Origin of the sequence: Collimonas sp. PA-H2 (assembly GCF_002564105.1) — a bacterium.
In the GTDB taxonomy this organism is placed as follows: domain Bacteria; phylum Pseudomonadota; class Gammaproteobacteria; order Burkholderiales; family Burkholderiaceae_D; genus Collimonas.
The window spans coordinates 2206392-2226334 of record NZ_PDBX01000001.1 but is presented as its reverse complement, the minus strand read 5'-3'; the positions used below and the strand labels follow the sequence as shown (position 1 = coordinate 2226334).

Annotated in this window: 17 protein-coding genes; 15 read left to right on the top strand and 2 right to left on the bottom strand. The window is 60.0% G+C overall.

Annotated features, from left to right (window positions below; all coding sequences use genetic code 11):
- The 7 genes from atpD to BCF11_RS10145 all read left to right on the top strand — a co-directional run bounded on the left by atpD (position 1) and on the right by BCF11_RS10145 (position 6054).
- Positions 1 to 1401 carry a F0F1 ATP synthase subunit beta gene (atpD, locus tag BCF11_RS10175; protein ID WP_014008363.1) on the top strand — a complete coding sequence of 467 codons (1401 nt, stop codon included), beginning with the start codon at positions 1 to 3 and terminating at the stop codon, positions 1399 to 1401.
- 143 nt (positions 1402 to 1544) lie between these two features.
- Complete coding sequence (locus BCF11_RS10170) at positions 1545 to 1970, top strand: F0F1 ATP synthase subunit epsilon (protein ID WP_098494642.1); 426 nt, start codon at positions 1545 to 1547, stop codon at positions 1968 to 1970.
- Between the two features lie 200 nt (positions 1971 to 2170).
- Entirely contained in the window at positions 2171 to 2941 is a 771-nt protein-coding gene (locus BCF11_RS10165) for a basic amino acid ABC transporter substrate-binding protein (RefSeq protein ID WP_098494641.1), read from the top strand.
- Positions 2942 to 3125: 184 nt separating this feature from the next.
- Positions 3126 to 3560 carry a CoA-binding protein gene (locus BCF11_RS10160; RefSeq protein ID WP_098494640.1) on the top strand — a complete coding sequence of 145 codons (435 nt, stop codon included), beginning with the start codon at positions 3126 to 3128 and terminating at the stop codon, positions 3558 to 3560.
- A gap of 51 nt (positions 3561 to 3611) precedes the next feature.
- Entirely contained in the window at positions 3612 to 4418 is an 807-nt protein-coding gene (locus tag BCF11_RS10155) for a PPK2 family polyphosphate kinase (protein ID WP_098494639.1), read from the top strand.
- Between the two features lie 92 nt (positions 4419 to 4510).
- On the top strand, positions 4511 to 5329 hold the full coding sequence (locus tag BCF11_RS10150; protein WP_199110815.1) for an SGNH/GDSL hydrolase family protein: 819 nt from the start codon (positions 4511 to 4513) through the stop codon (positions 5327 to 5329).
- Between the two features lie 77 nt (positions 5330 to 5406).
- Positions 5407 to 6054: a LysE family translocator gene (locus tag BCF11_RS10145; RefSeq protein ID WP_098494637.1), complete on the top strand. Its 648-nt coding sequence runs from the start codon at positions 5407 to 5409 to the stop codon at positions 6052 to 6054.
- 9 nt (positions 6055 to 6063) lie between these two features.
- Here the strand turns inward: BCF11_RS10145 and BCF11_RS10140 are convergent, their stop codons facing one another.
- Positions 6064 to 6837 (bottom strand): transporter substrate-binding domain-containing protein, encoded by a 774-nt coding sequence (locus BCF11_RS10140; RefSeq protein WP_098494636.1) that lies wholly within the window; start codon positions 6835 to 6837, stop codon positions 6064 to 6066.
- Positions 6838 to 6887: 50 nt separating this feature from the next.
- Positions 6888 to 8399 (bottom strand): PLP-dependent aminotransferase family protein, encoded by a 1512-nt coding sequence (locus tag BCF11_RS10135; protein WP_098494635.1) that lies wholly within the window; start codon positions 8397 to 8399, stop codon positions 6888 to 6890.
- A 104-nt stretch (positions 8400 to 8503) separates the two neighbouring features.
- Here BCF11_RS10135 and gabT point away from each other — a divergent pair, with 104 nt between their 5' ends.
- From gabT to BCF11_RS10090, 8 genes are all read left to right on the top strand, one after another.
- Positions 8504 to 9841: a 4-aminobutyrate--2-oxoglutarate transaminase gene (gene gabT / locus BCF11_RS10130; RefSeq protein WP_098494634.1), complete on the top strand. Its 1338-nt coding sequence runs from the start codon at positions 8504 to 8506 to the stop codon at positions 9839 to 9841.
- 34 nt (positions 9842 to 9875) lie between these two features.
- On the top strand, positions 9876 to 11003 hold the full coding sequence (locus tag BCF11_RS10125) for an ABC transporter ATP-binding protein (protein WP_369827847.1): 1128 nt from the start codon (positions 9876 to 9878) through the stop codon (positions 11001 to 11003).
- A gap of 52 nt (positions 11004 to 11055) precedes the next feature.
- Complete coding sequence (locus tag BCF11_RS10120; RefSeq protein ID WP_098494632.1) at positions 11056 to 12096, top strand: ABC transporter substrate-binding protein; 1041 nt, start codon at positions 11056 to 11058, stop codon at positions 12094 to 12096.
- A 96-nt stretch (positions 12097 to 12192) separates the two neighbouring features.
- Positions 12193 to 13488 (top strand): ABC transporter permease, encoded by a 1296-nt coding sequence (locus BCF11_RS10115; RefSeq protein WP_098494631.1) that lies wholly within the window; start codon positions 12193 to 12195, stop codon positions 13486 to 13488.
- Between the two features lie 4 nt (positions 13489 to 13492).
- Positions 13493 to 14326 (top strand): ABC transporter permease, encoded by an 834-nt coding sequence (locus BCF11_RS10110; RefSeq protein ID WP_098494630.1) that lies wholly within the window; start codon positions 13493 to 13495, stop codon positions 14324 to 14326.
- 78 nt (positions 14327 to 14404) lie between these two features.
- A complete protein-coding gene (gene gabD / locus BCF11_RS10105) occupies positions 14405 to 15859 on the top strand; it encodes an NADP-dependent succinate-semialdehyde dehydrogenase (RefSeq protein WP_098494629.1) in 1455 nt (484 codons plus the stop codon).
- A 987-nt stretch (positions 15860 to 16846) separates the two neighbouring features.
- Entirely contained in the window at positions 16847 to 18667 is a 1821-nt protein-coding gene (locus BCF11_RS10095; protein ID WP_233212433.1) for a protease pro-enzyme activation domain-containing protein, read from the top strand.
- Positions 18668 to 18972: 305 nt separating this feature from the next.
- Entirely contained in the window at positions 18973 to 19734 is a 762-nt protein-coding gene (locus tag BCF11_RS10090) for an OmpA family protein (RefSeq protein ID WP_098494626.1), read from the top strand.
- Positions 19735 to 19943: the final 209 nt, after the last annotated feature.

Below are 19943 nucleotides of genomic sequence, written 5' to 3'. Positions count from 1 at the left end.
ATGGCTGATGGCAAAATCGTTCAGTGTATCGGCGCTGTGGTGGACGTTGAATTCCCACGTGACGCGATGCCTAAGATTTACGACGCCTTGAAGATGGATGGCTCGGAACTGACGCTGGAAGTACAACAACAGCTGGGCGACGGCGTAGTCCGTACCATTGCGCTGGGTACATCCGACGGTTTGCGCCGCGGCATGACAATCAAGAACACAGGCCAGCCAATCATGGTGCCGACCGGTAAAGCAACACTGGGCCGCATCATGGACGTGCTGGGTAACCCGATCGACGAATGCGGTCCGGTAAGCCACGAAACCACTGCCTCTATCCACCGCAAGGCTCCTGCGTACGACGAACTGTCGCCGTCGCAAGAACTGCTGGAAACCGGCATCAAGGTTATCGACCTGGTTTGCCCGTTCGCCAAGGGCGGTAAAGTTGGTCTGTTCGGCGGTGCGGGTGTGGGCAAGACCGTGAACATGATGGAACTGATCAACAACATCGCCAAGGCGCACAGCGGCTTGTCCGTGTTTGCCGGCGTCGGTGAGCGTACTCGTGAAGGTAACGACTTCTATCACGAAATGGCTGACGCTAAAGTGGTCGATCTGGAAAATCCGGAAAAATCCAAGGTAGCGATGGTTTACGGCCAGATGAATGAACCGCCAGGTAACCGTCTGCGCGTTGCGCTGACCGGCCTGACGATCGCTGAAGGCTTCCGTGACGAAGGTAAAGACGTGCTGTTCTTCGTCGATAACATCTACCGTTACACACTGGCCGGTACTGAAGTTTCCGCGCTGCTGGGCCGTATGCCTTCCGCCGTGGGTTACCAGCCTACACTGGCTTCGGAAATGGGCCAGCTGCAAGAACGTATTACTTCGACAAAAACTGGTTCGATCACATCGATCCAGGCCGTCTACGTTCCTGCGGATGACTTGACCGACCCGTCGCCTGCTACCACCTTTGCTCACTTGGACTCCACCGTTGTGTTGTCGCGTGATATCGCTTCGCTGGGTATCTATCCTGCGGTTGACCCGCTGGATTCGACTTCGCGCCAGCTGGATCCGCAAGTGGTCGGCCAGGAGCACTACGAAACAGCCCGTGCCGTGCAAGGTATCTTGCAGCGCTACAAGGAATTGCGCGACATTATCGCGATTCTGGGTATGGACGAACTGGCTCCGGAAGACAAGCTGCTGGTCGCGCGCGCACGTAAGATGCAGCGTTTCCTGTCGCAGCCTTTCCACGTTGCTGAAGTGTTTACCGGTTCGCCAGGTAAATACGTTTCGCTGAAGGACACGATCAAGGGCTTCAAGATGATCGCCAGCGGCGAACTCGATCACCTGCCGGAACAAGCGTTCTACATGGTCGGCACGATCGAAGAAGCAATCGAAAAGGCCAAGAAGATCGGCTAAAGCAAGTTTTGTCGCGTCATCCCCGCGAACGCGGGGATCCGGTTTACTGAATATTATTTTCACTAAGATGGATTCCCGCGTTCGCGGGAATGACGCGGCGGCGCTTGCCGGTAGCTGATTCAATGGACAACAAAGGGTTTAAGATGGCAAACACTATTCACGTAGACGTTGTTTCCGCAGAAGAGATGATCTTCTCCGGCGAAGCTGAATTCGTCGCGTTGCCGGGTGAGTCGGGCGAGCTGGGGATTTATCCTCGCCACACGCCGCTGATCACGCGCATCAAGCCGGGCGCCGTACGCATCAAGGTGCCAGGCCAGGCAAATGACGAGTTCGTGTTCGTTGCCGGCGGTTTGCTGGAAGTGCAGCCGCACCACGTTACCGTGCTGGCCGACACTGCGATCCGCGGCGCCGACCTGGACGAAGCGAAGGCAAGCGAAGCCAAGCGTCGTGCTGAAGAAGCGCTGAGCAACAAGGAATCCCTGATCGATTACGCAAAAGCACAGTCCGAATTGTCGGCGGCGATTGCACAATTGGCGGCGATTGCAAAATTGCGTCAAAAAGGACGCTGATCCGGTATTCCGATATTGCGGTATTTCGGATGGCATCAAGAAAAAGCAGCTTCGGCTGCTTTTTTGTTGTCCGCGGCAATTCCCTTTATCATTTGTTGTCTAGCCGCACAGGGGGCAAAAAAGGCCTGCCCACCCTGCATGCTAAGATGTATCACGCCTCGCGCGCTGAGAACATCCACGGCATTACATGGAGGAGACAAATGAAGATCCGCTTTCTGCATTTCCTGGCCATCGCTCTGCTGGCCGTCGGCCTGAGCGCTTGCGAAAAGCCGGTCAATACTCCGCCGGCGCCGAAAGTCTACCGGGTCGGCATGAACGCAGCGTTTGCGCCGTTCGGCTCGGTCGATACCGCCGGCAAGATCGTCGGTTTCGACGTCGACATCATGCAGGCGGTGGCGGACCAGGCCGGCCTCAAGATCGTCTGGGTCAACACGCCGTGGGAGGGCATATTCACCACCCTGGCCAACGCCGACATCGACATCATCGCCTCCGGCGTCACTATCACCGACGAGCGCAAGCAAAGCATGCTGTTCTCGGATCCGTATTTCGAAGCCAAGCAGGTAATCCTGGTCTCGCCCGGTAAAGACATCAGCAGCCCCGACGACCTGAAACAGGCGCACCGCGTCGGCGTCACCGCCGGCACCAGCGCCGACACCATCATGCAGAAAATGCTGGGCAAGACCAGCAACGCCCTGGTGCGTTTTGAAAGCCTGCCGCTGTTGCTGAAGGAAGTGGACAACGGCGGCGTCGATGCTGCGGTCGGCGACAACGGCGCTGTCGCCAATCATTTGAAATTCAATAAAGACAAGGGTTTCAAACTGATCGAGAGCGACAAGTTTGAAAAAGAATATTACGGTATCGCGGTACGGCCGGCGGATACCGCCCTGATGGCCCAGATCAACAGCGCGTTGAAAACCTTGCACGCCAACGGCAGCTACGACAAGATTTACGCCAGCTACTTCGCCAAGTAATGGCGGAGCAGGGGAGGGCGGCGCCATACGCCGCTCGCGCCTGCGATAAAGCAGCAAGCGCAGTAAGATCAGATGCAAGCCGCTCAATGTTCTCCGGATGTCCCTTTTACCGACCGGCAGATTGCCTGACACATCTGTCTAACTCATTTGCGTAACTTATTTGCCTAACTTATTTGCCTAACTTATGCCAAGCAAACCAGAATACAACCCTAACAATCCCGTGATCGCCGTCGTCGGCCTGTCGCCGAAACCGGAGCGTCCCAGCTACGGCGTGGCGCGCTACATGCAGGAGCGCGGCTACCGGATCATTCCGGTCAATCCCATGCATGTAGGCGCTCACATCCTGGGAGAGCCTTGCTATGCCAATCTTTATGATGCGGCAAAGGCGCTGGCTGCGGATAAGCAGAAGATCGATATCGTCGATTGTTTTCGCAAGGCCGAAGACATTCCACCCATCGTCGGCGAGGCAATCATGATCGCCGCCCGCTGCATCTGGATGCAGCTGGGCATCGTCAACGAGCCGGCCGCCGCCAAGGCGCGCGCCGCCGGCTTGCAGGTCGAGATGGATAGCTGCATCAAGATCGAACATGCGCTGGGCAATCTGCACGGCATCCTGTAGCCGTCGGCAAACTGGCAGCGAGCGTAAAAAATTGACTGATCGGAGAATCGAATGAAAGCATGCAAGCAATTCCGCGCCGGCAAACAGATCAAGATCGTGGATGCCGGCGCTGACGAGAAACCGCTATCCAGCGGCGACAAGATCAAGGACAAGGAACAAGTGGTCGCAATGGCGGCGGAAATCGCCGTGCTGCAGGAAATGCTGTACGCCGGCCAGCAGCACAAGGTATTGGTGGTATTGCAAGGCATAGACACAAGCGGCAAGGACGGCACCGTCAAAGGGGTGTTCAACCTGGTCAATCCGCAGGGCATACAGATCGCCGATTTCAAGGCGCCCAGCACCATCGAACGCGCCCACGACTATCTGTGGCGGGTGCATCAGCAAGTGCCGCGGCAGGGTGAGATCGTGGTCTTCAACCGCAGCCACTACGAAGACGTGCTGATTACCATGGTGCATGACTGGATCGACGAGGCCGAATGCGAGCGCCGCTATGCCCAGATCCGCGATTTCGAAAGAATGCTGGCGGAAACCGGCACCACCATCATCAAGTGCCTGTTGCATATTTCAAAAGACGAGCAGCGCGTCCGCCTGCAGGAACGCATCGACGATCCCGCCAAGCACTGGAAATTCGATATGCAGGACCTGGAGGAGCGCAAAAGCTGGGACAAATATCAGTATTTGTTCGGCAAGGCGATCTGCGCCACCGATGCTGACCACGCGCCCTGGTACGTGATCCCTGCTAATTCCAAGACTCACCGCAACCTGGCGATCGCCAGCATCCTGCTGGAAACCCTGGCCGACCTGAAACTGAAGCCGCCGGCCGCCAAGCCGGAATTAAAAGGTTTGAAGATCGAGTAATTCGGCGCAAGTAATTCTATAATTGCTTGCTGCTAAGCAAAAAGCATAAAAGCAGTTTTATCCCTGACGGGGTCTACCCAAGGAGACACGAAGTGCGCCGCTGGTTGCCGGAATTGATTGCATTACCGCTCTTGCCATGGCTGATCATACAAGGCCGTCGCACCCGTCGCATTACGCCACGCCTGCCGGAAGCGATGGGACCGACCATCGGCCAGGCGCAGATCCCGACCGGCCTCGGCCCCGAGCCGCAGCAGCGGCCGCTGGCATTGCTGACGATCGGCGAATCGCCGGTGGCGGGGGTCGGCGTCGCCACCCATTACGAAGCCATCACCGGCCAGTTCGCCGCGGCGCTGTCGCTGCGCCTGCAGCGTACGGTGACCTGGCAGGCGGTCGGGCAGAACGGCGCCACCCTGAGCGATGCACTCAAGACCATGCTGCCGCAGGTCGCTTCGCAACAGGTCGATATCGTGCTGATCGCCTTCGGCGTCAACGACACCACGGCGTTCCGCTCCTGCAAGCGCTATCGCGCGGAGTTGCTGCAACTGATGCGCGCTCTGCAAGCCCACCTGGCGCCGCGCCTGATCGTGATTTCCGGCATTCCGCCCATCCACGCCTTCCCGGCGCTGCCGGAACCCTTGCGCTATGTGCTTGGCTTGAAAGCCAAGGCGCTCGATGAAACCGTGGAACAATTGATTTTCAACCTGCCGGCCGATCTCAACCACGTGCGTGTGACGCGGGTGCCGATGCTGATTGACATCAACGACCACGCGCTGATGGCGTCCGACGGTTTCCATCCCTCGGCCAGCGGTGTTTCCCTCTGGGCGCGGCAGCTGGCTACCGCAGTGGCGGCGCATCTGAAATCCATCAAGAAAAGCAAAGCCGCCCAGAAGTCGGTCAGCAAGCAAGGCTAGCGCGGCCGGGCTGGCTGAAGACGGCCGGCGGATCTGCTAAGGTAAACGCTTAACCCGTTCATCAATTGGTGCTTGCCATGCTGCTGCAAAATTTCTGGCTCTTCCTGCCCGCCTGTTTCGCCCTGAACATGGCCTTCGGTCCGAACAATGTGCTGTCGCTGTCGAACGGCGCCCGCGACGGCGTCAGCTGTTCGATCATCGCCGCCTTTGGTCGCCTGCTAGCCTTTGCGATCATGATCGCCATCGCCGGTCTTGGCATGGGAGCATTGCTGCTGGCTTCAGAGGCGCTGTTCACGGCCCTCAAGTTTGCCGGTGCGGCTTATCTGGTATGGCTGGGCATCAAGCTGTTTCGCTCCGGGCCGGCGCAGTTCACCGCCAGCGCCGGCAATACCGGCGCCGCTGCCGAGCCGGCTGCGGACAAGCTGCGCCGCCTGGCAAAACAGGAATTCCTGGTAGCGGCCGGCAATCCCAAGGCGATCCTGATTTTCACCGCGTTTTTCCCGCAGTTTGTCGACCGTTCAGCATATGCCGCCAGCTTCATCGTGCTTGGCGCCACCTTCCTGCTGCTGGAACTGGTGGCGATCGCCATCTACGCCATGCTAGGGGCCAGACTCGGCGCCATGAGCGGCGGCGCCAGCCGCTTCCGCTGGCTCAACCGCGTCAGCGGCGCCATGATGGTCGGTTTCGGCCTGGCCCTGGCTTTCCTGCGGCGTCCCCAGAGTTAAGCGATATGACTATTTCAGCCACTGATTGAACACGCGGTCATAATCGCCGGTGGCCTTCAGCTGGTGCATCCAGGTATCGACGAATTCCTTGAACGGCACATCGCCGCGCGGCAGCATGAAAGCCTTTTCCGAGAACTGCAATGGCTGCTCCGGATGGATCGCGCAGAGCTGCGGATGCAGCTTGGCCTGCCACAGGGTTTCGCTGGCATCGGTCACCATGACATCCGCCTTACCTTGCACGATCTGCTCGAAGATGGTGACATTGTCCGGATGCAGGATCAGTTGCGCCTGCTTGTAGTTGGCGCGGGCGAAGCGTTCGTTGGTGCCGCCCGGATTGACGATGGCGCGCGTGCCGGGTTGGTCGATCGCCGCCAGCGACTGGAATTTGGCGGCATCGGCGCAGCGGGCGATGGCGGATTTGCCGTCCACCATGTGCGGCGCCGAAAACGAGACCAGCTTCTGCCGCTCCAGCGTCACCGAGACGCCGCCCATGGCAATATCGCATTTTTCCAGGAAGTCGCTGCTCAGCTTGCCCCAGCTGGTTTTGACAAAGCGCGCCTCCACCCCGAGCGCCTTGGCCAGCGACCTGGCGAGGTCGACATCGATGCCTTCGAAGCTATTGTCGGCTTTCTGGAAGGTGAAAGGCTTGTAGTCGCCGGTCATGCAGACGCGCAGGTTGCCCGATTTGATGACTTCATCCAGCCGCGAAGGCGCAGCCTGGGCCGCTGCCGGCAAAGCTTGCAGGCCGTATCCCAGCAACAAGCAAAACACTAGTTTCTTCATGAAATCCCCTGGTTGATGAATGATGGAAGGTCGGTATGACGGATGGTCTTTTACTTCCAATGGGCCTTGATGATCGCCGCCAGCTTGTCGAACGCCGGCGCGATCTGTTCATTCGGCACGCAGGCGTAACCCAGCAGCAAGCCGTTGCGCGCCGTTTCGCTGTTCATGTAATAGCGCGACAAAGGACGCGCCACGATGCCGGCCACGCGCGCGGCGCGGCTGATCGCCAGGTCGTCGCATTGCGCCGGCAGGCCCAGCGCCAGGTGCAAGCCGGCTTCGCCGCCGGTGAGCGTGACGCCGTCGCCGAAATGGCGCTCGATGGCGGCCTGCAGCAAATGCAGCCGTTCCGCGTACAGCAGGCGCATGCGCCGGATATGCGAAGCAAAATGGCCCTCGGTCATGAAATCGGCCATGATCGCCTGCATGAATACCTGGCTGCCGCGATACAGCTCGGAAACGCCGACGGCGAAGGCGTTCGCCAGCGCTTCCGGCACCACCATGAAGCCGATGCGCAAACTGGGGAACATGGTTTTGCTGAAAGTGCCCATGTAGAGCACGCGGCCGTCGGTATCCATGCCTTGCAGCGAAGCCAGCGGCCGGCTGCCGTAGCGGAACTCGCTGTCGTAGTCGTCTTCGATAATCCAGACTTTGCGCTGCGCCGCATACTCCAGCAGCATGCGCCGCCGCGACAGGCTCATCACCATGCCCAGCGGATATTGATGCGAGGGGGTGGCGCAGATGAAGCGCGGCGGCTGCCGCAGATTGGCCAGCCGCATGCGCATGCCCTCGGCGTCGACCGGAATCGCCACCGGCTTGATCCCCAGCGAGTTGAGCACGCTGCGGGTGCCCCAGTAGCAAGGTTCCTCGACCCAGGCGCTGTCGCCATGCTCGCCCAGCAGCTTGACCACGATATCGAGCGACTGATGAATGCCGGTGGTGATGATCACCTGGCCGGCGTTGCAGTTCACCGAGCGCGCCATGCGCAGGTATTCGGCGATGGCTTCGCGCAGCGGCAGGTAGCCGCCGGCGTCGCCGTAAGTCAGCAGGTCGGCGCGCGAACGGCGCCAATGCTTGTTTTGCAGGCGGCTCCAGATCTTGTTCGGAAACAGCGTCACATCCGGCACGCCGGGCATGAAGGCGCCCCATTGCAGATCGCTGACACCGGCCTGCTGTAGCAGTTGCGCACCATGCGCCGACAGTTCCGACTGGCCGCTGGGATCGGTCAGCGGCGGCGTGTTGAGGCGGGTTTCGGGAATCTGGTCGGGCGTGGTGTCGGCGATGTAGGTGCCGGAGCCGGCGCGGGTTTCCAGATAGCCTTCGGCGATCAGCTGTTCGTAGGCATAGGTCACGGTGTTGCGCGAGATGCCGAGCTCACGGGCCAGGTCGCGCGAAGAAGGCAGCTGCATGGCGGATGGCAGCAGCTGCGACAGGATAGCCTCGCGGATGGCCTGGTAGATCTGCCGGTTGAGCGGCGTGCCAGCGGCGGCGGCCTTGGCGATGGCGCCGTCGGCTCCACGCTCGATACGCATCAGCAAGAAGTCGGTAAGCGAGGCGATGCGCAAAGTGGCTCCATTAGAAAACTGAAAGTGGCACTATATTATAGAGCCAGCGCGGCCTTAGTATGCATCAAAGCCTTTCACAAAAAACGCATGACTAAGGAGCCAGTATGAAAAACGACGGATATCACGCAGCCGCAGCCATCGCTAGCGTCAGCACCAAGCCGGCAGCCAGCAACGCCGAGTTGCATCAACGCAAGAATGCCGCGACACCGCGCGGCGTCGGCGTCATGTGCGATTTCTACGCCTCGCATGCCCTCAATGCCGAGATCTGGGATGTGGAAAACCGCCGCTTCATCGACTTCGCCGCCGGCATCGCCGTGCTGAACACCGGCCACCGCCATCCGAAGCTGATCGCAGCCATGCAGGAACAGCTAGGCAAATTCACCCACACCGCGTATCAGATCGTGCCTTACGCCAGCTATATCGAACTGGCCGAGCGCATCAATGCGATTACCCCTGGTTCCCATGCCAAGAAGACCACTTTCTTTTCCACCGGCGCCGAAGCCGTGGAAAACGCCGTCAAGATCGCCCGCGCCGCCACCGGCCGCAGCGCCGTGATTGCATTCAGCGGCGCGTTCCACGGCCGCACCATGATGGGCATGGCGCTGACCGGCAAAGTGGTGCCGTACAAGGTCGGCTTCGGGCCGTTCCCGGCCGAGGTCTACCACGTGCCGTTCCCGATCGAACTGCACGGCGTTAGCATCGAACAGTCGTTGGCAGCCTTGCAATCGCTGTTCAAGGCCGATGTCGATCCCAAGCGCGTCGCCGCCATCATCCTCGAACCGGTGCAAGGCGAGGGTGGTTTCTACGCTGCGCCGCCGGCCTTCATGCAAGCCTTGCGCAAGTTGTGCGATGAGCATGGCATCCTGCTGATCGTTGACGAAGTGCAAACCGGTTTCGCCCGTACCGGCAAGTTGTTTGCAGTAGAGCATTCCGGCGTGATTCCCGACCTGATGACCATGGCCAAGAGCCTGGCCGGCGGCATGCCTCTCTCGGCGGTCTGCGGCAAGGCGGAGATCATGGATGCGGCGGCGCCCGGCGGCCTCGGCGGCACTTACGCCGGCAACCCGCTGGCGGTGGCGTCGGCGCTGGCGGTGCTGGAAGTGATCGAAGAAGAGCAACTGGTCGAACGCGCCAATCTGCTGGGCGGCAAGCTGAAGCAGGTATTGGAAGGTTTGCGCGCAGAAATTCCGCAGATTGCCGACATCCGCGGCCTGGGAGCGATGGTGGCGGTTGAGTTCCTGCAGCCGGGCACGCGCCAGCCCGATGCCGAGTTCACCAGGAAGGTACAGGCCGAAGCCCTAAAAAACGGCTTGCTGTTGCTGAGCTGTGGGGTCTACAGTAATGCGATCCGCTTCTTGTTTCCGCTCACCATAGAGGATAAGTTGATGGATGAAGCGCTGGCCATCCTGAGCGCCGCGATGCGCACCGTTGCGGCTGCTTGAACCCTGGCAGGAGAACGAGTTGAAACAAGAAAATATCGCCCCTCACCTGGCCTCGCCGGCGCAGGTCAGCCCGCCAGCCGCGCAGGATACGCTGGTGCAGTTCTCTGGCGTCAAGAAAACCTATGATGGCGAAAACCTGGTGGTCAAGAACCTCAATCTGGATATCCAGCGCGGCGAGTTCCTGACCCTGCTGGGGCCGTCCGGTTCCGGCAAGACCACTTGCCTGATGATGCTGGCCGGCTTCGAATTTCCCACCGGCGGCGAAATCCGCCTGGATGGGCAGCTGCTCAACAAGGTGCCGCCGCACAAGCGCAATATCGGCATGGTGTTCCAGAACTATGCGCTGTTTCCGCACATGACCGTGGCGCAGAACGTTGCCTACCCGCTAAGAGTGCGCAACATCAGCGGCAGCGAGCGCGCCGACAAGGTCAAGAAGGCGCTGGACATGGTGCAGATGGGCAAATTTGGCGACCGCTATCCGGCCCAGCTGTCCGGCGGCCAGCAGCAGCGCATCGCGCTGGCGCGGGCGCTGGTGTTCGACCCCAAGCTGGTGCTGATGGATGAACCGCTGGGAGCGCTCGACAAGCAGCTGCGCGAGCACATGCAGCTGGAGCTGAAAGCCTTGCACAAGCGGCTCGGCGTCACCTTCGTTTATGTCACCCACGACCAGAGCGAAGCGCTGACCATGTCGGACCGCGTGGCCGTGTTCGATCAGGGCATCATCCAGCAGCTGGCCGTGGTCGACCGTCTTTACGAGTATCCGGAAAACTTGTTCGTGGCCGGCTTCATCGGCGATAACAACCGCTTCCACGGCATCCTCAACGCGGCCGAAGGCAGCGACGGCAGCGTGCGCCTGCCGCATGGCGGCGTGTTGCACGGCGTCAACGCCAACCAGGCTGAAATCGGCCAGCCGGTGGTGGCCTGCATCCGGCCTGAACGCATCCATCTGCTGCCGCTGGCCAGCGCCACCGCCAATGCCTTCCCGGTGAATGTCAGCAGCCTGATCTATTTCGGCGATCACGTGCGGGTGCGCTGTGCGATTCCGCAGCAGGAAGACTGCTTCGTCAAACTGTCGCTGAACGACCCGGCGCTGGTGGGACTGAACGAGGGTACGGTAGTTGCATTGGACATAGATCACAAGCACCTGCGCATCTTCATCTGATGATGCGCAAAAAGTAGTTCGGCAATTGTTTTTCAATCCACGAGGAGACGTGATGAAAGTGTTTTTTAAACCCGTTCTGAGCAGCATGGTATTGGCACTGGCCGCCATCGGCATGGCGCAAGCTGCAGCCCTGACCCTGGTCAACTTCGGCGGCGCCAACGGCGCAGCGCAGAAGGTTGCCTACATCGATCCCTACGCCAAGGCGAGCGGCGACAAGATCACGGTGGTCGAATTCAACGGTGAGCTGGCCAAGGTCAAGGCCATGGTCGAAGCCAAGAAAGTCAGCTGGGATGTGGTCGAGGTCGACGCCGGCGATATCGGCCGCGCCTGCGAAGAAGGCTTGCTGGAAAAGATCGACTTCAGCAAGATCGGCAACAAGGCCGATTTCAGCCCGGCCGCCATCCATGAATGCGGCGTCGGCGCTTTCGTCTGGTCCACCGTGCTGGCCTACGATGCCGACAAGTTGAAAGTCGCGCCGAAGACCTGGGCCGATTTCTGGGATACCAAGAAATTTCCCGGCAAGCGCGCCATGAAGAAGGGCGCCGAGTACACCCTGGAGTTCGCGCTGATGGCGGACGGCGTGGCGCCGAAAGACGTCTACAAGCTGCTCGGTACAAAAGCCGGTGTCGATCGCGCTTTCAAGAAACTGGATGAGCTGAAGCCGAATATCCAGTGGTGGGAAGCCGGCGCGCAGCCGCCGCAATTCCTGGTGGCCGGCGACGTGGTGATGTCGACGGCGTTCAACGGCCGCATCGACGCCGCCCAGCGCGAGGGCAAGAACCTGAAAGTCAGCTGGATCGGCAGCATCTACACGCTCGATTTCTGGGTGATTCCAAAAGGCACACCGAACAAGGCCGATGCTGAGAAGTTCATCGCCTTCGCCAGCAAGCCTGATTCGCAAAAGGCCTACGCCAGCAATATTTCCTACGGCCCGGTGAACAACCAGGCGCTCAAGCTGCTGGATCCGAAGACGCTGGCCAATCTGCCGACCTCGCCGACCAACGCCAAGGATGCCTTGCAGCTGAGCCTGTCGTTCTGGACAGATCATGGCGAAGAACTGGAGCAGCGCTTCACCGCCTGGGCTGCCAAGTAAGCAGGCCGCCGCCGCGGGCCATGGAGGAGCTGTGACGGTTTCTCCCTGGCTTGCGGTCGTTCTTTGCATTCATCTTTTTGCTAAAGCCGGACCATCATGACTTCTATTGCATCCTCCGCCGGCGTCAACTCCATGCCGATGGCTCCGCCTGCAGCGCCGCAGAATTCGCAGCTCAAGCGCGAACTGCGGCAGGCCCAGTTTCGCAAGCGCGCGGCGGCGCTGGCGCTGATCGCGCCGCTGGCGATTTTCCTGCTGCTGACTTTCCTGGTGCCGATCGCCATGCTGCTCAAGCGCGCCGTGGAAAATCCGGAAATCGCCACTACCTTGCCGCATACTGTGGCGGCCCTGAGCAACTGGGACCGCAAGAGCTCGCCGCCGGATGCCGCTTATGCCGGGCTGGCCGGGGACTTGCTGCAGGCCAAGGAAAACAGCGCCGCTGGCTCCCTCGCGCGCCGCCTCAATTCGGAAATCTCCGGCGCCCGTTCGATCATCATGAAAACCGCGCGCGCCTTGCCTTTGCTGGATGCGGATGGCAAGCCGCTGCCGCCGGGACAAATCAAGCAGGCGCTGATCGATATCGATGAACAATGGGCCCAGCTGCCTTACTGGCAGGTCATCGCCAAGAACGGCTCGGCGTATTCACCGTACTACCTGCTGGCGGCGCTGGACCTGAAGCAGGACGCCTTCGGCCATATCGAGAAAGCCGATGCCAGCGCCTCGGTGTATCAAAAGATTTTCGGCCGCACCTTCTGGATGGGCCTGGTCGCCACGCTGGCTTGCCTGGTGCTCGGCTATCCGTTGGCCTACTGGCTGTCGACCATGTCGGAACGGCGCGCCAACCTGTTCATGATCCTGGTGCTGATTCCATTCTGGACCTCGATCCTGGTGCGGGTGGCGGCCTGGATCGTGCTGCTGCAGTCGGAAGGCCTGGTCAACAAGGCCCTGATGGCGACCGGCCTGACCCAGGCGCCGCTGGAGTTGCTGTTCAACCGCATCGGCGTCTACATCGCCATGACGCACATCCTGCTGCCGTTCATGATCCTGCCGCTGTACAGCGTGATGAAGGCTATCCCGCCAACCTATATGCGGGCCGCGGTATCGCTCGGCAGCCATCCGTTCGCCGCCTTCTGGCGCGTGTATGTGCCGCAGACTTATCCGGGCATAGGCGCCGGCGCCTTGCTGGTGTTTATCCTCTCGGTAGGCTACTACATCACGCCGGCCTTGCTGGGCGGGCCGAACGAACAGATGGTCAGCTATTACATCGCCTATTTCACCAATGTCACCATCAACTGGGGCATGGCTTGCGCGCTTGGCGCCTTGCTGTTTGCCGCAACACTGGTGCTGTACGGCGTGTATCGCCGCTTCACTAAAAACGATGTGGCGATGGGATAAGAAAATGAAAATATTCCCGCAATTCCCGCCCTATGTTTCGTTGACCGAACGCGTCTGGTTTTTCTTTTCGCGCGGCTTCAACCTGCTGGTGCTGCTGTTCCTGCTGCTGCCGATACTGGTGATCATTCCGCTGTCGTTCAGCGACAGTACTTTCCTGGTGTATCCGATCCACGGCTTTTCCATGCGCTGGTATCAGAACCTGGTGCACTCGGATGAATGGGTCAGCGCGGCCAAGAACAGTTTCATTGTCGCGCCTCTGGCGACCGTGCTGGCGACCATACTCGGCACCCTGGCGGCGGTCGGCTTGAATAAGGCCGATTTTCGCGGCAAGGGTTTGCTGATGGCGGTGCTGATTTCGCCCATGGTGGTGCCGGTGGTGGTGGTTGGCGTCGGCGTCTATCTGTTCTTTGCGCAGATCGGCCTGTCCGATAGCTATACCGGCCTGATACTGGCGCATGCCGCGCTCGGCGCGCCATTCGTGGTGACGACAGTGCTGGCGACCCTGCAGGGTTTCAATCAGAACCTGGTGCGCGCCAGCCTCAGCCTGGGCGCCAATCCGCTCTCGACCTTCTTCCGCATCACCTTGCCGGTGATCGCGCCGGGTTTGATCTCCGGCGCCTTGTTTGCCTTCGCCACTTCGTTCGACGATGTGGTGGTAACCTTGTTTGTCGCCGGTCCCGGACAAGCCACGCTGCCGCGCCAGATGTTTACCGGCATCAAGGAAAACATCAGCCCGACCATTGCCGCGCTGGCCACCATCCTGATCGTATTTTCCACTTGCCTGCTGCTGGTGCTGGAGTGGATACGCGGACGTAACAAGGCGCTCGCCAAGTTCTAGCGCTTTCGTCCAGACCATTTTCCAACCGGCATATCGTAGTCTGACATGCCGGTCTTTCCCGTTCATAGGAGTTACCTCGTGATGAAATTAAAAGATCCCTCATTGTTCCGCCAGCAAGCCTACCTGAACGGTGAATGGTGCAACGCCGACGGCGGCGCTACGCATGCGGTCGCCAATCCGGCCACCGGCGAAACCATCGGCAGCGTGCCGCTGATGGGCGCCGCCGAGACCAGACGCGCGATTGCCGCCGCCAATGAAGCCTGGCGCCTGTGGCGGCGCAAGACGGCTAAGGAACGCAGCATCATCCTGCGCAAATGGAACGACCTGATGCTGGCCAATCTGGACGACCTGGCGCTGATTATGACCACCGAGCAAGGCAAGCCGCTGGCCGAGTCGCGCGGTGAAATCGCCTACGCTGCCTCGTTCATCGAATGGTTCGCGGAAGAGGGCAAGCGTGCCGGCGGCGATACCATTCCTTCGCCGACCCCGGGCACGCGCATCGTGGTGGTGAAGGAGCCGATCGGCGTCTGCGCAGCGATCACGCCGTGGAATTTCCCGGCGGCGATGATTACCCGCAAGGCTGGCCCGGCGCTGGCCGCCGGCTGCACCATGGTGCTCAAGCCGGCGGAGTCGACGCCGTTCTCAGCGCTGGCGCTGGCGGTGCTGGCCGAACGCGCCGGCATCCCGGCCGGCGTGTTCAGCGTGGTGACCGGCGCCGCCCGTGAAATCGGCGCGGAAATGACTAGCAATCCAACCGTGCGCAAGCTGACTTTCACCGGTTCCACCGGCGTTGGCCGCCTGCTGATGGAGCAGTGCGCCGCTACCGTCAAGAAACTGTCGCTAGAACTGGGCGGCAACGCGCCCTTCATCGTGTTCGACGACGCCGACCTGGATGCCGCGGTAGAAGGCGCAATGGCGTCCAAGTACCGCAACGCCGGACAAACCTGCGTCTGCGCCAATCGCCTGTATGTGCAGGACGGCGTCTACGATGCTTTCGCCGCCAAGCTGGTGGCTGCCGTAGCGCGGCTGAAGGTTGGCAACGGCTTGCAGGAAGGCGTCACCCAGGGCCCGCTGATCGACGAAAAGGCGGTGCTCAAGGTTGAGCAGCACATCGCCGATGCGCTGGCGAAGGGCGCGCGCCTGCTGGCCGGCGGCAAGCGCCATGCGCTCGGCCACAGCTTCTTCGAGCCGACCGTGCTGGCCGGTGTGACGGCCGGCATGATGGTGGCGCGTGAGGAAACCTTCGGCCCGATGGCGCCGCTGTTCCGTTTCAAGACGGACGAGGAAGCGGTGGCGCTGGCCAACGATACCGAATTCGGACTCGCCAGCTATTTCTACTCGCGCGACATCGGCCGCATCTGGCGCGTCGCCGAAGGCCTGGAGAGCGGCATGGTGGGCATCAACACCGGTCTGATTTCCAATGAAGTCGCACCATTCGGGGGCGTCAAGCAATCCGGCCTGGGCCGCGAGGGATCGAAGTACGGGATAGAGGATTACCAGGTGATCAAATACCTGTGCATGGGCGGCATCTGATCGGGATTGAGGACACATTGCATCTGCGGCGGTCGCGGCCTTGCCTGGCCGCCGCAGTCTGATTTTTCAGTGACCCGAGCGCTGTCTTTTACGTGGAAAACAATTGCTCTGATCAGCAGTTTTATACATCTGAATATTGCGTCGGCCATCTCTCGGTAGAGGAAAATTCTGTTTCTCACCATCAAATCCATATGGAATTTTTTGATCTGAAAATGCACCATAATGCAGCAACTTAAAAATCTCCGCGAGCCTTTATCCATGCGGATTTCCAGCTAAATTTCCCATGTAAATTCAAGTATTTAAATATATCTTTCTGTATCTTGTGCGGGGATAAAATTTTCTCTCTTTTTTAAGGTGAAACAAATTGTAAAAACGGGTAAGTAAATATTGCAGTGTGGAAATTTAAGACTTATGCTGGGGCCGTAATGTGCATCAGCAAACAGGTGAAAAAAACAGATTTTCTTATAGCGACACTTACCCCACAAGCGTAATGCTGTCGTATCGATGGTCCTTAAAAGGGAATAGTGATGACCGGCACGAAGTCTTTGGAACTGACAGTGTTTCTGCAGTCGCAATCCGAACATTCCCTGGATGCTTTTCATCCGCTCTTCTTCCAAATTCCGGCACAGCTTGTGCGATCGCCAAAGATCACGCAGCGGCCGTCCCAATAACGAGCTAGCAGTTCGTTAACTCCGCGTCGCAAAAAAGCGGCGCAAATCAGACGCTAGGCATACCCACCCTGCTTTTTACAAGCTGATGGTTTCGCACATCTGTCGTCTGTGCCAATCCATGGTTCCAGGCGGCAGGGAGGCTGTATCGCGCATGCATCGCAATCCGGGTGAATGGCGAGGTGCGCCCAAGCGTTGTCGCAAGCTGTTTCCACATTGTGTCCATGTTGCTTACTTTAAGAGGAATAAGAAGATGAAATCGAAGGCATCAGCAGCAAAAGCAGGGGACTTTGCGCTCCCGCGCGTTTCAGCACTGGCAATGGCGCTTTCCCTGGCATGTATCGGCATGGCGGCGCAGGCCGCCGCCGATACCTCAAGCTGGGTATCGACCAAGACCGAGGCGTTCCTGCCGCAGGTGCAGACGCACGACAGCACCGGCCTTGCCGTCACCGCCGACAAGATCGCGGTCGACATGGCGCAGGGCGAAGAGAAGAGCGTCACCGTCAGCCTGCAGCTGCGCAACAAGGCACAGCTGGACAATTTCGTGAAAGAACTCTACACGCTAGGCAGTCCTTCGTATCACAAGTTCCTGACACCGGCACAGTTCGCCGAACAGTATTCGCCTACGCAGGCGCAAGTGGACGCCGTCACCGCGCACTTGAGCAAAGCCGGCTTCAAGAATATCAGCGTCAGTTCGAATCGCTTGCTGGTGAGCGCCGACGGCACCGCCGCCACCATCAAGCAGGCGTTCAACACTTCCCTGAAGCGCTTTACGCATGAAGGCCGCGCTGTGTACGCCAATGAAACGGCAGCCCAGGTCCCGCCGGAACTGGGGACCATCATCGGCTCGGTGCTGGGGCTGCAAAATGCGGCGATCCACCATGTGACGCACAGCGGCGTGCATGGCGCGCAGAAGAGCATCGTGCAAGCTGCCGCCGGCACTCAAACATCGCACACGCCGGTGCAATACCCGGGGATCTATAACGCCGTCACCACGCCAGCCGCTTCCAACGCGGTGGTCGGCACGATCGCCGAAGGCGACATGACGTATACCCTGAACGATTTCCAGACCTTCCTCAACAATAACCCGAGCCTGCCGAAGCTGACGCCTACCGTGGTCTACGTCGGCGGCCAGACTTCCGACGAGTCCGGCGAAGTCGAATGGGCGCTGGACAGCCAGGTGATCTACGGCGCCGCGGGCGGCGTCAAGCAACTGATTTTCTACACCGCCACATCGATGCAAGATGCGCCGCTGAACGCTGCCTATAACGCTGCCGTGACCGCCAACGTCGCCAGCGTGGTCAACGTGTCGCTGGGCGAGTGCGAGGCTTCGGCCAAGGCGTCCGGTGCGCAAGCGGCGGATGACGCCGTGTTTGAACAAGGTGTGGCGCAGGGGATCACCTTCTCGGTTGCCTCGGGCGATGCCGGTCCTTACAACTGCGATACCGATTCCCAAGGCAATCCCGGCGTAGCAAACACCACTACCAAGAAAAAGACTTATGACGTCAGCGAGCCTGCCAGCTCGCCGTATGTGGTTGCGGTGGGCGGCACTGCGTTGTTCACTACTTCGGCCGGCGCTTATAACGGCCAGGCGGTATGGAATGAAGGCACCGCCGCGACTGGCGTCGGCAGCGCCGTGCGCATCTGGTCCAGCGGCGGCGGTTTCAGCAAGTATGAGACCGCGCCAAGCTGGCAGACTTCAAGCATCGTCGGCACAGGTCATACCACGCGTGGTCTGCCTGATATCGTATTCGATGCAGCTTCGGCCAGCGGCACCTACATCTACATCACGGCGTCGAACAACGGCGGCACCGCAGCCGGCGTGGTTGGCGGCACCAGCATGGCAGCGCCGATGTTCGCCGGCTTCTGGTCGCGCCTGGAATCGGCGCATAGCAATAACCTGGGCTTCCCTAGCTCGGCCTTGTACGCGGCGATTCCATCGAACGCGAATCTGGTGTTCCCTGTGACCAGCGCCACGGTGGACGGCGACGCAATCGAATACAACGGCTGGAGCGCGACGTATCCAGGGATGAAAGCCGCTGCATCCGGCTGGAGCGCCGCGACAGGCTTCGGCAGCTTGAACGTCGATAACCTGAACGCCTACATCACGGCCAACCCGACAGTTTTCCCGGCCAAATAAGGGAAACACCAGGCGGCCCTGCCGGGATCTTGCTGGGGCGGCAGGCCCGCGATCCGATGTCATCGCTTATGCGCTACAGCGTATAGCGCAGCAATAGCATCTTTATGGGTCAATGCCTCTCGGGCTTGCAAAAGCCGGGGAGGCATTTTTTTGTGTAAGGGAGAAACAGGAATCGTGCGCTTGCGCAGAAAGATGTCGAAAAACTAACGTTTAGTTACCAAAATTACATCGCCAGCACGTCTGGCGGCGAACGTTGCCCGTTTAATAGCAAGCACCTGCCTGCTACTTATTATAAGGACAACATCATGCAAACCTACATCGCAAAAATCCTGCTCCTGTCAGTCGCCACCGCCAGCATGCTGGGCGCGGCCAATCATGTGCTGGCGCAGCCAGTCCAATATCAGCCGTCTCCCTATCAGCCGCAAGTCCAGGCCGATCCGGGCTGGCGCCGCGATGCTTCCCAGGTCATTGTCGAGCGGGACGGCTGGCAGCGGTTCGAGGCGCCGCCGCCACGTTATGAGGCAGTTCCGCCGCCGCCGCGTTCCGGCTATTCCTGGCAGCGCGGCTACTGGGAGCGGCGCCATCAGGATGCGCCGAGATGGGTCAAGGGCTACTGGGTGGCAGTGCAGCCGGTGGCTGTGGTTGCGCCGCCAGCGCCGCCGCCGGCAGCCCCGCAGTACCAGCGCCCAAAAATAGAACGCATTTCGGCGGATGCGCTGTTCCGCTTCGACCAGTCCAGCCTGGGCCAGATGCTGCCGGCGGGCAGGGCGCAGCTTGCCGCCATGGCAAAACGCCTGGCCGCGAGCCGTTTTGCCCGGGTGGAAGTGCGCGGCTATACCGACCGGCTCGGTACCGATAGCTACAATTTGAACCTGTCGATCCAGCGCGCAAATACGGTCAAGGATGTGCTGGTGAGCTACGGCATCCCGGCCGGGCGCATCAAAGCCGTCGGCCTGGGTGCGCAGGATGCCGTTATCCAGTGCAGCGACGGCCTTCCCCAGCAGGCCTTGATCCGCTGCCTGCTGCCTAACCGCCGCGTGGAGATTGCGACTTTTGCGATGCCATAAGGTTTTGGGGAAGTGTTGGCGGGTGATTGCTTTCCCTGCTTCTTATCGCAAAAATCCAACACTTTCCGCCCCCGCTGCCAGATTTCATCGCACAAATCTGGTAGCGCTAACACAAATAAACAGCGATTGATATAATGTTGCTTCGCACCATGGCTCCCGGTGCGCGCCTTTGACTGCCGCGCAGTTCCTGCAATTCGGCGGTTCCATTT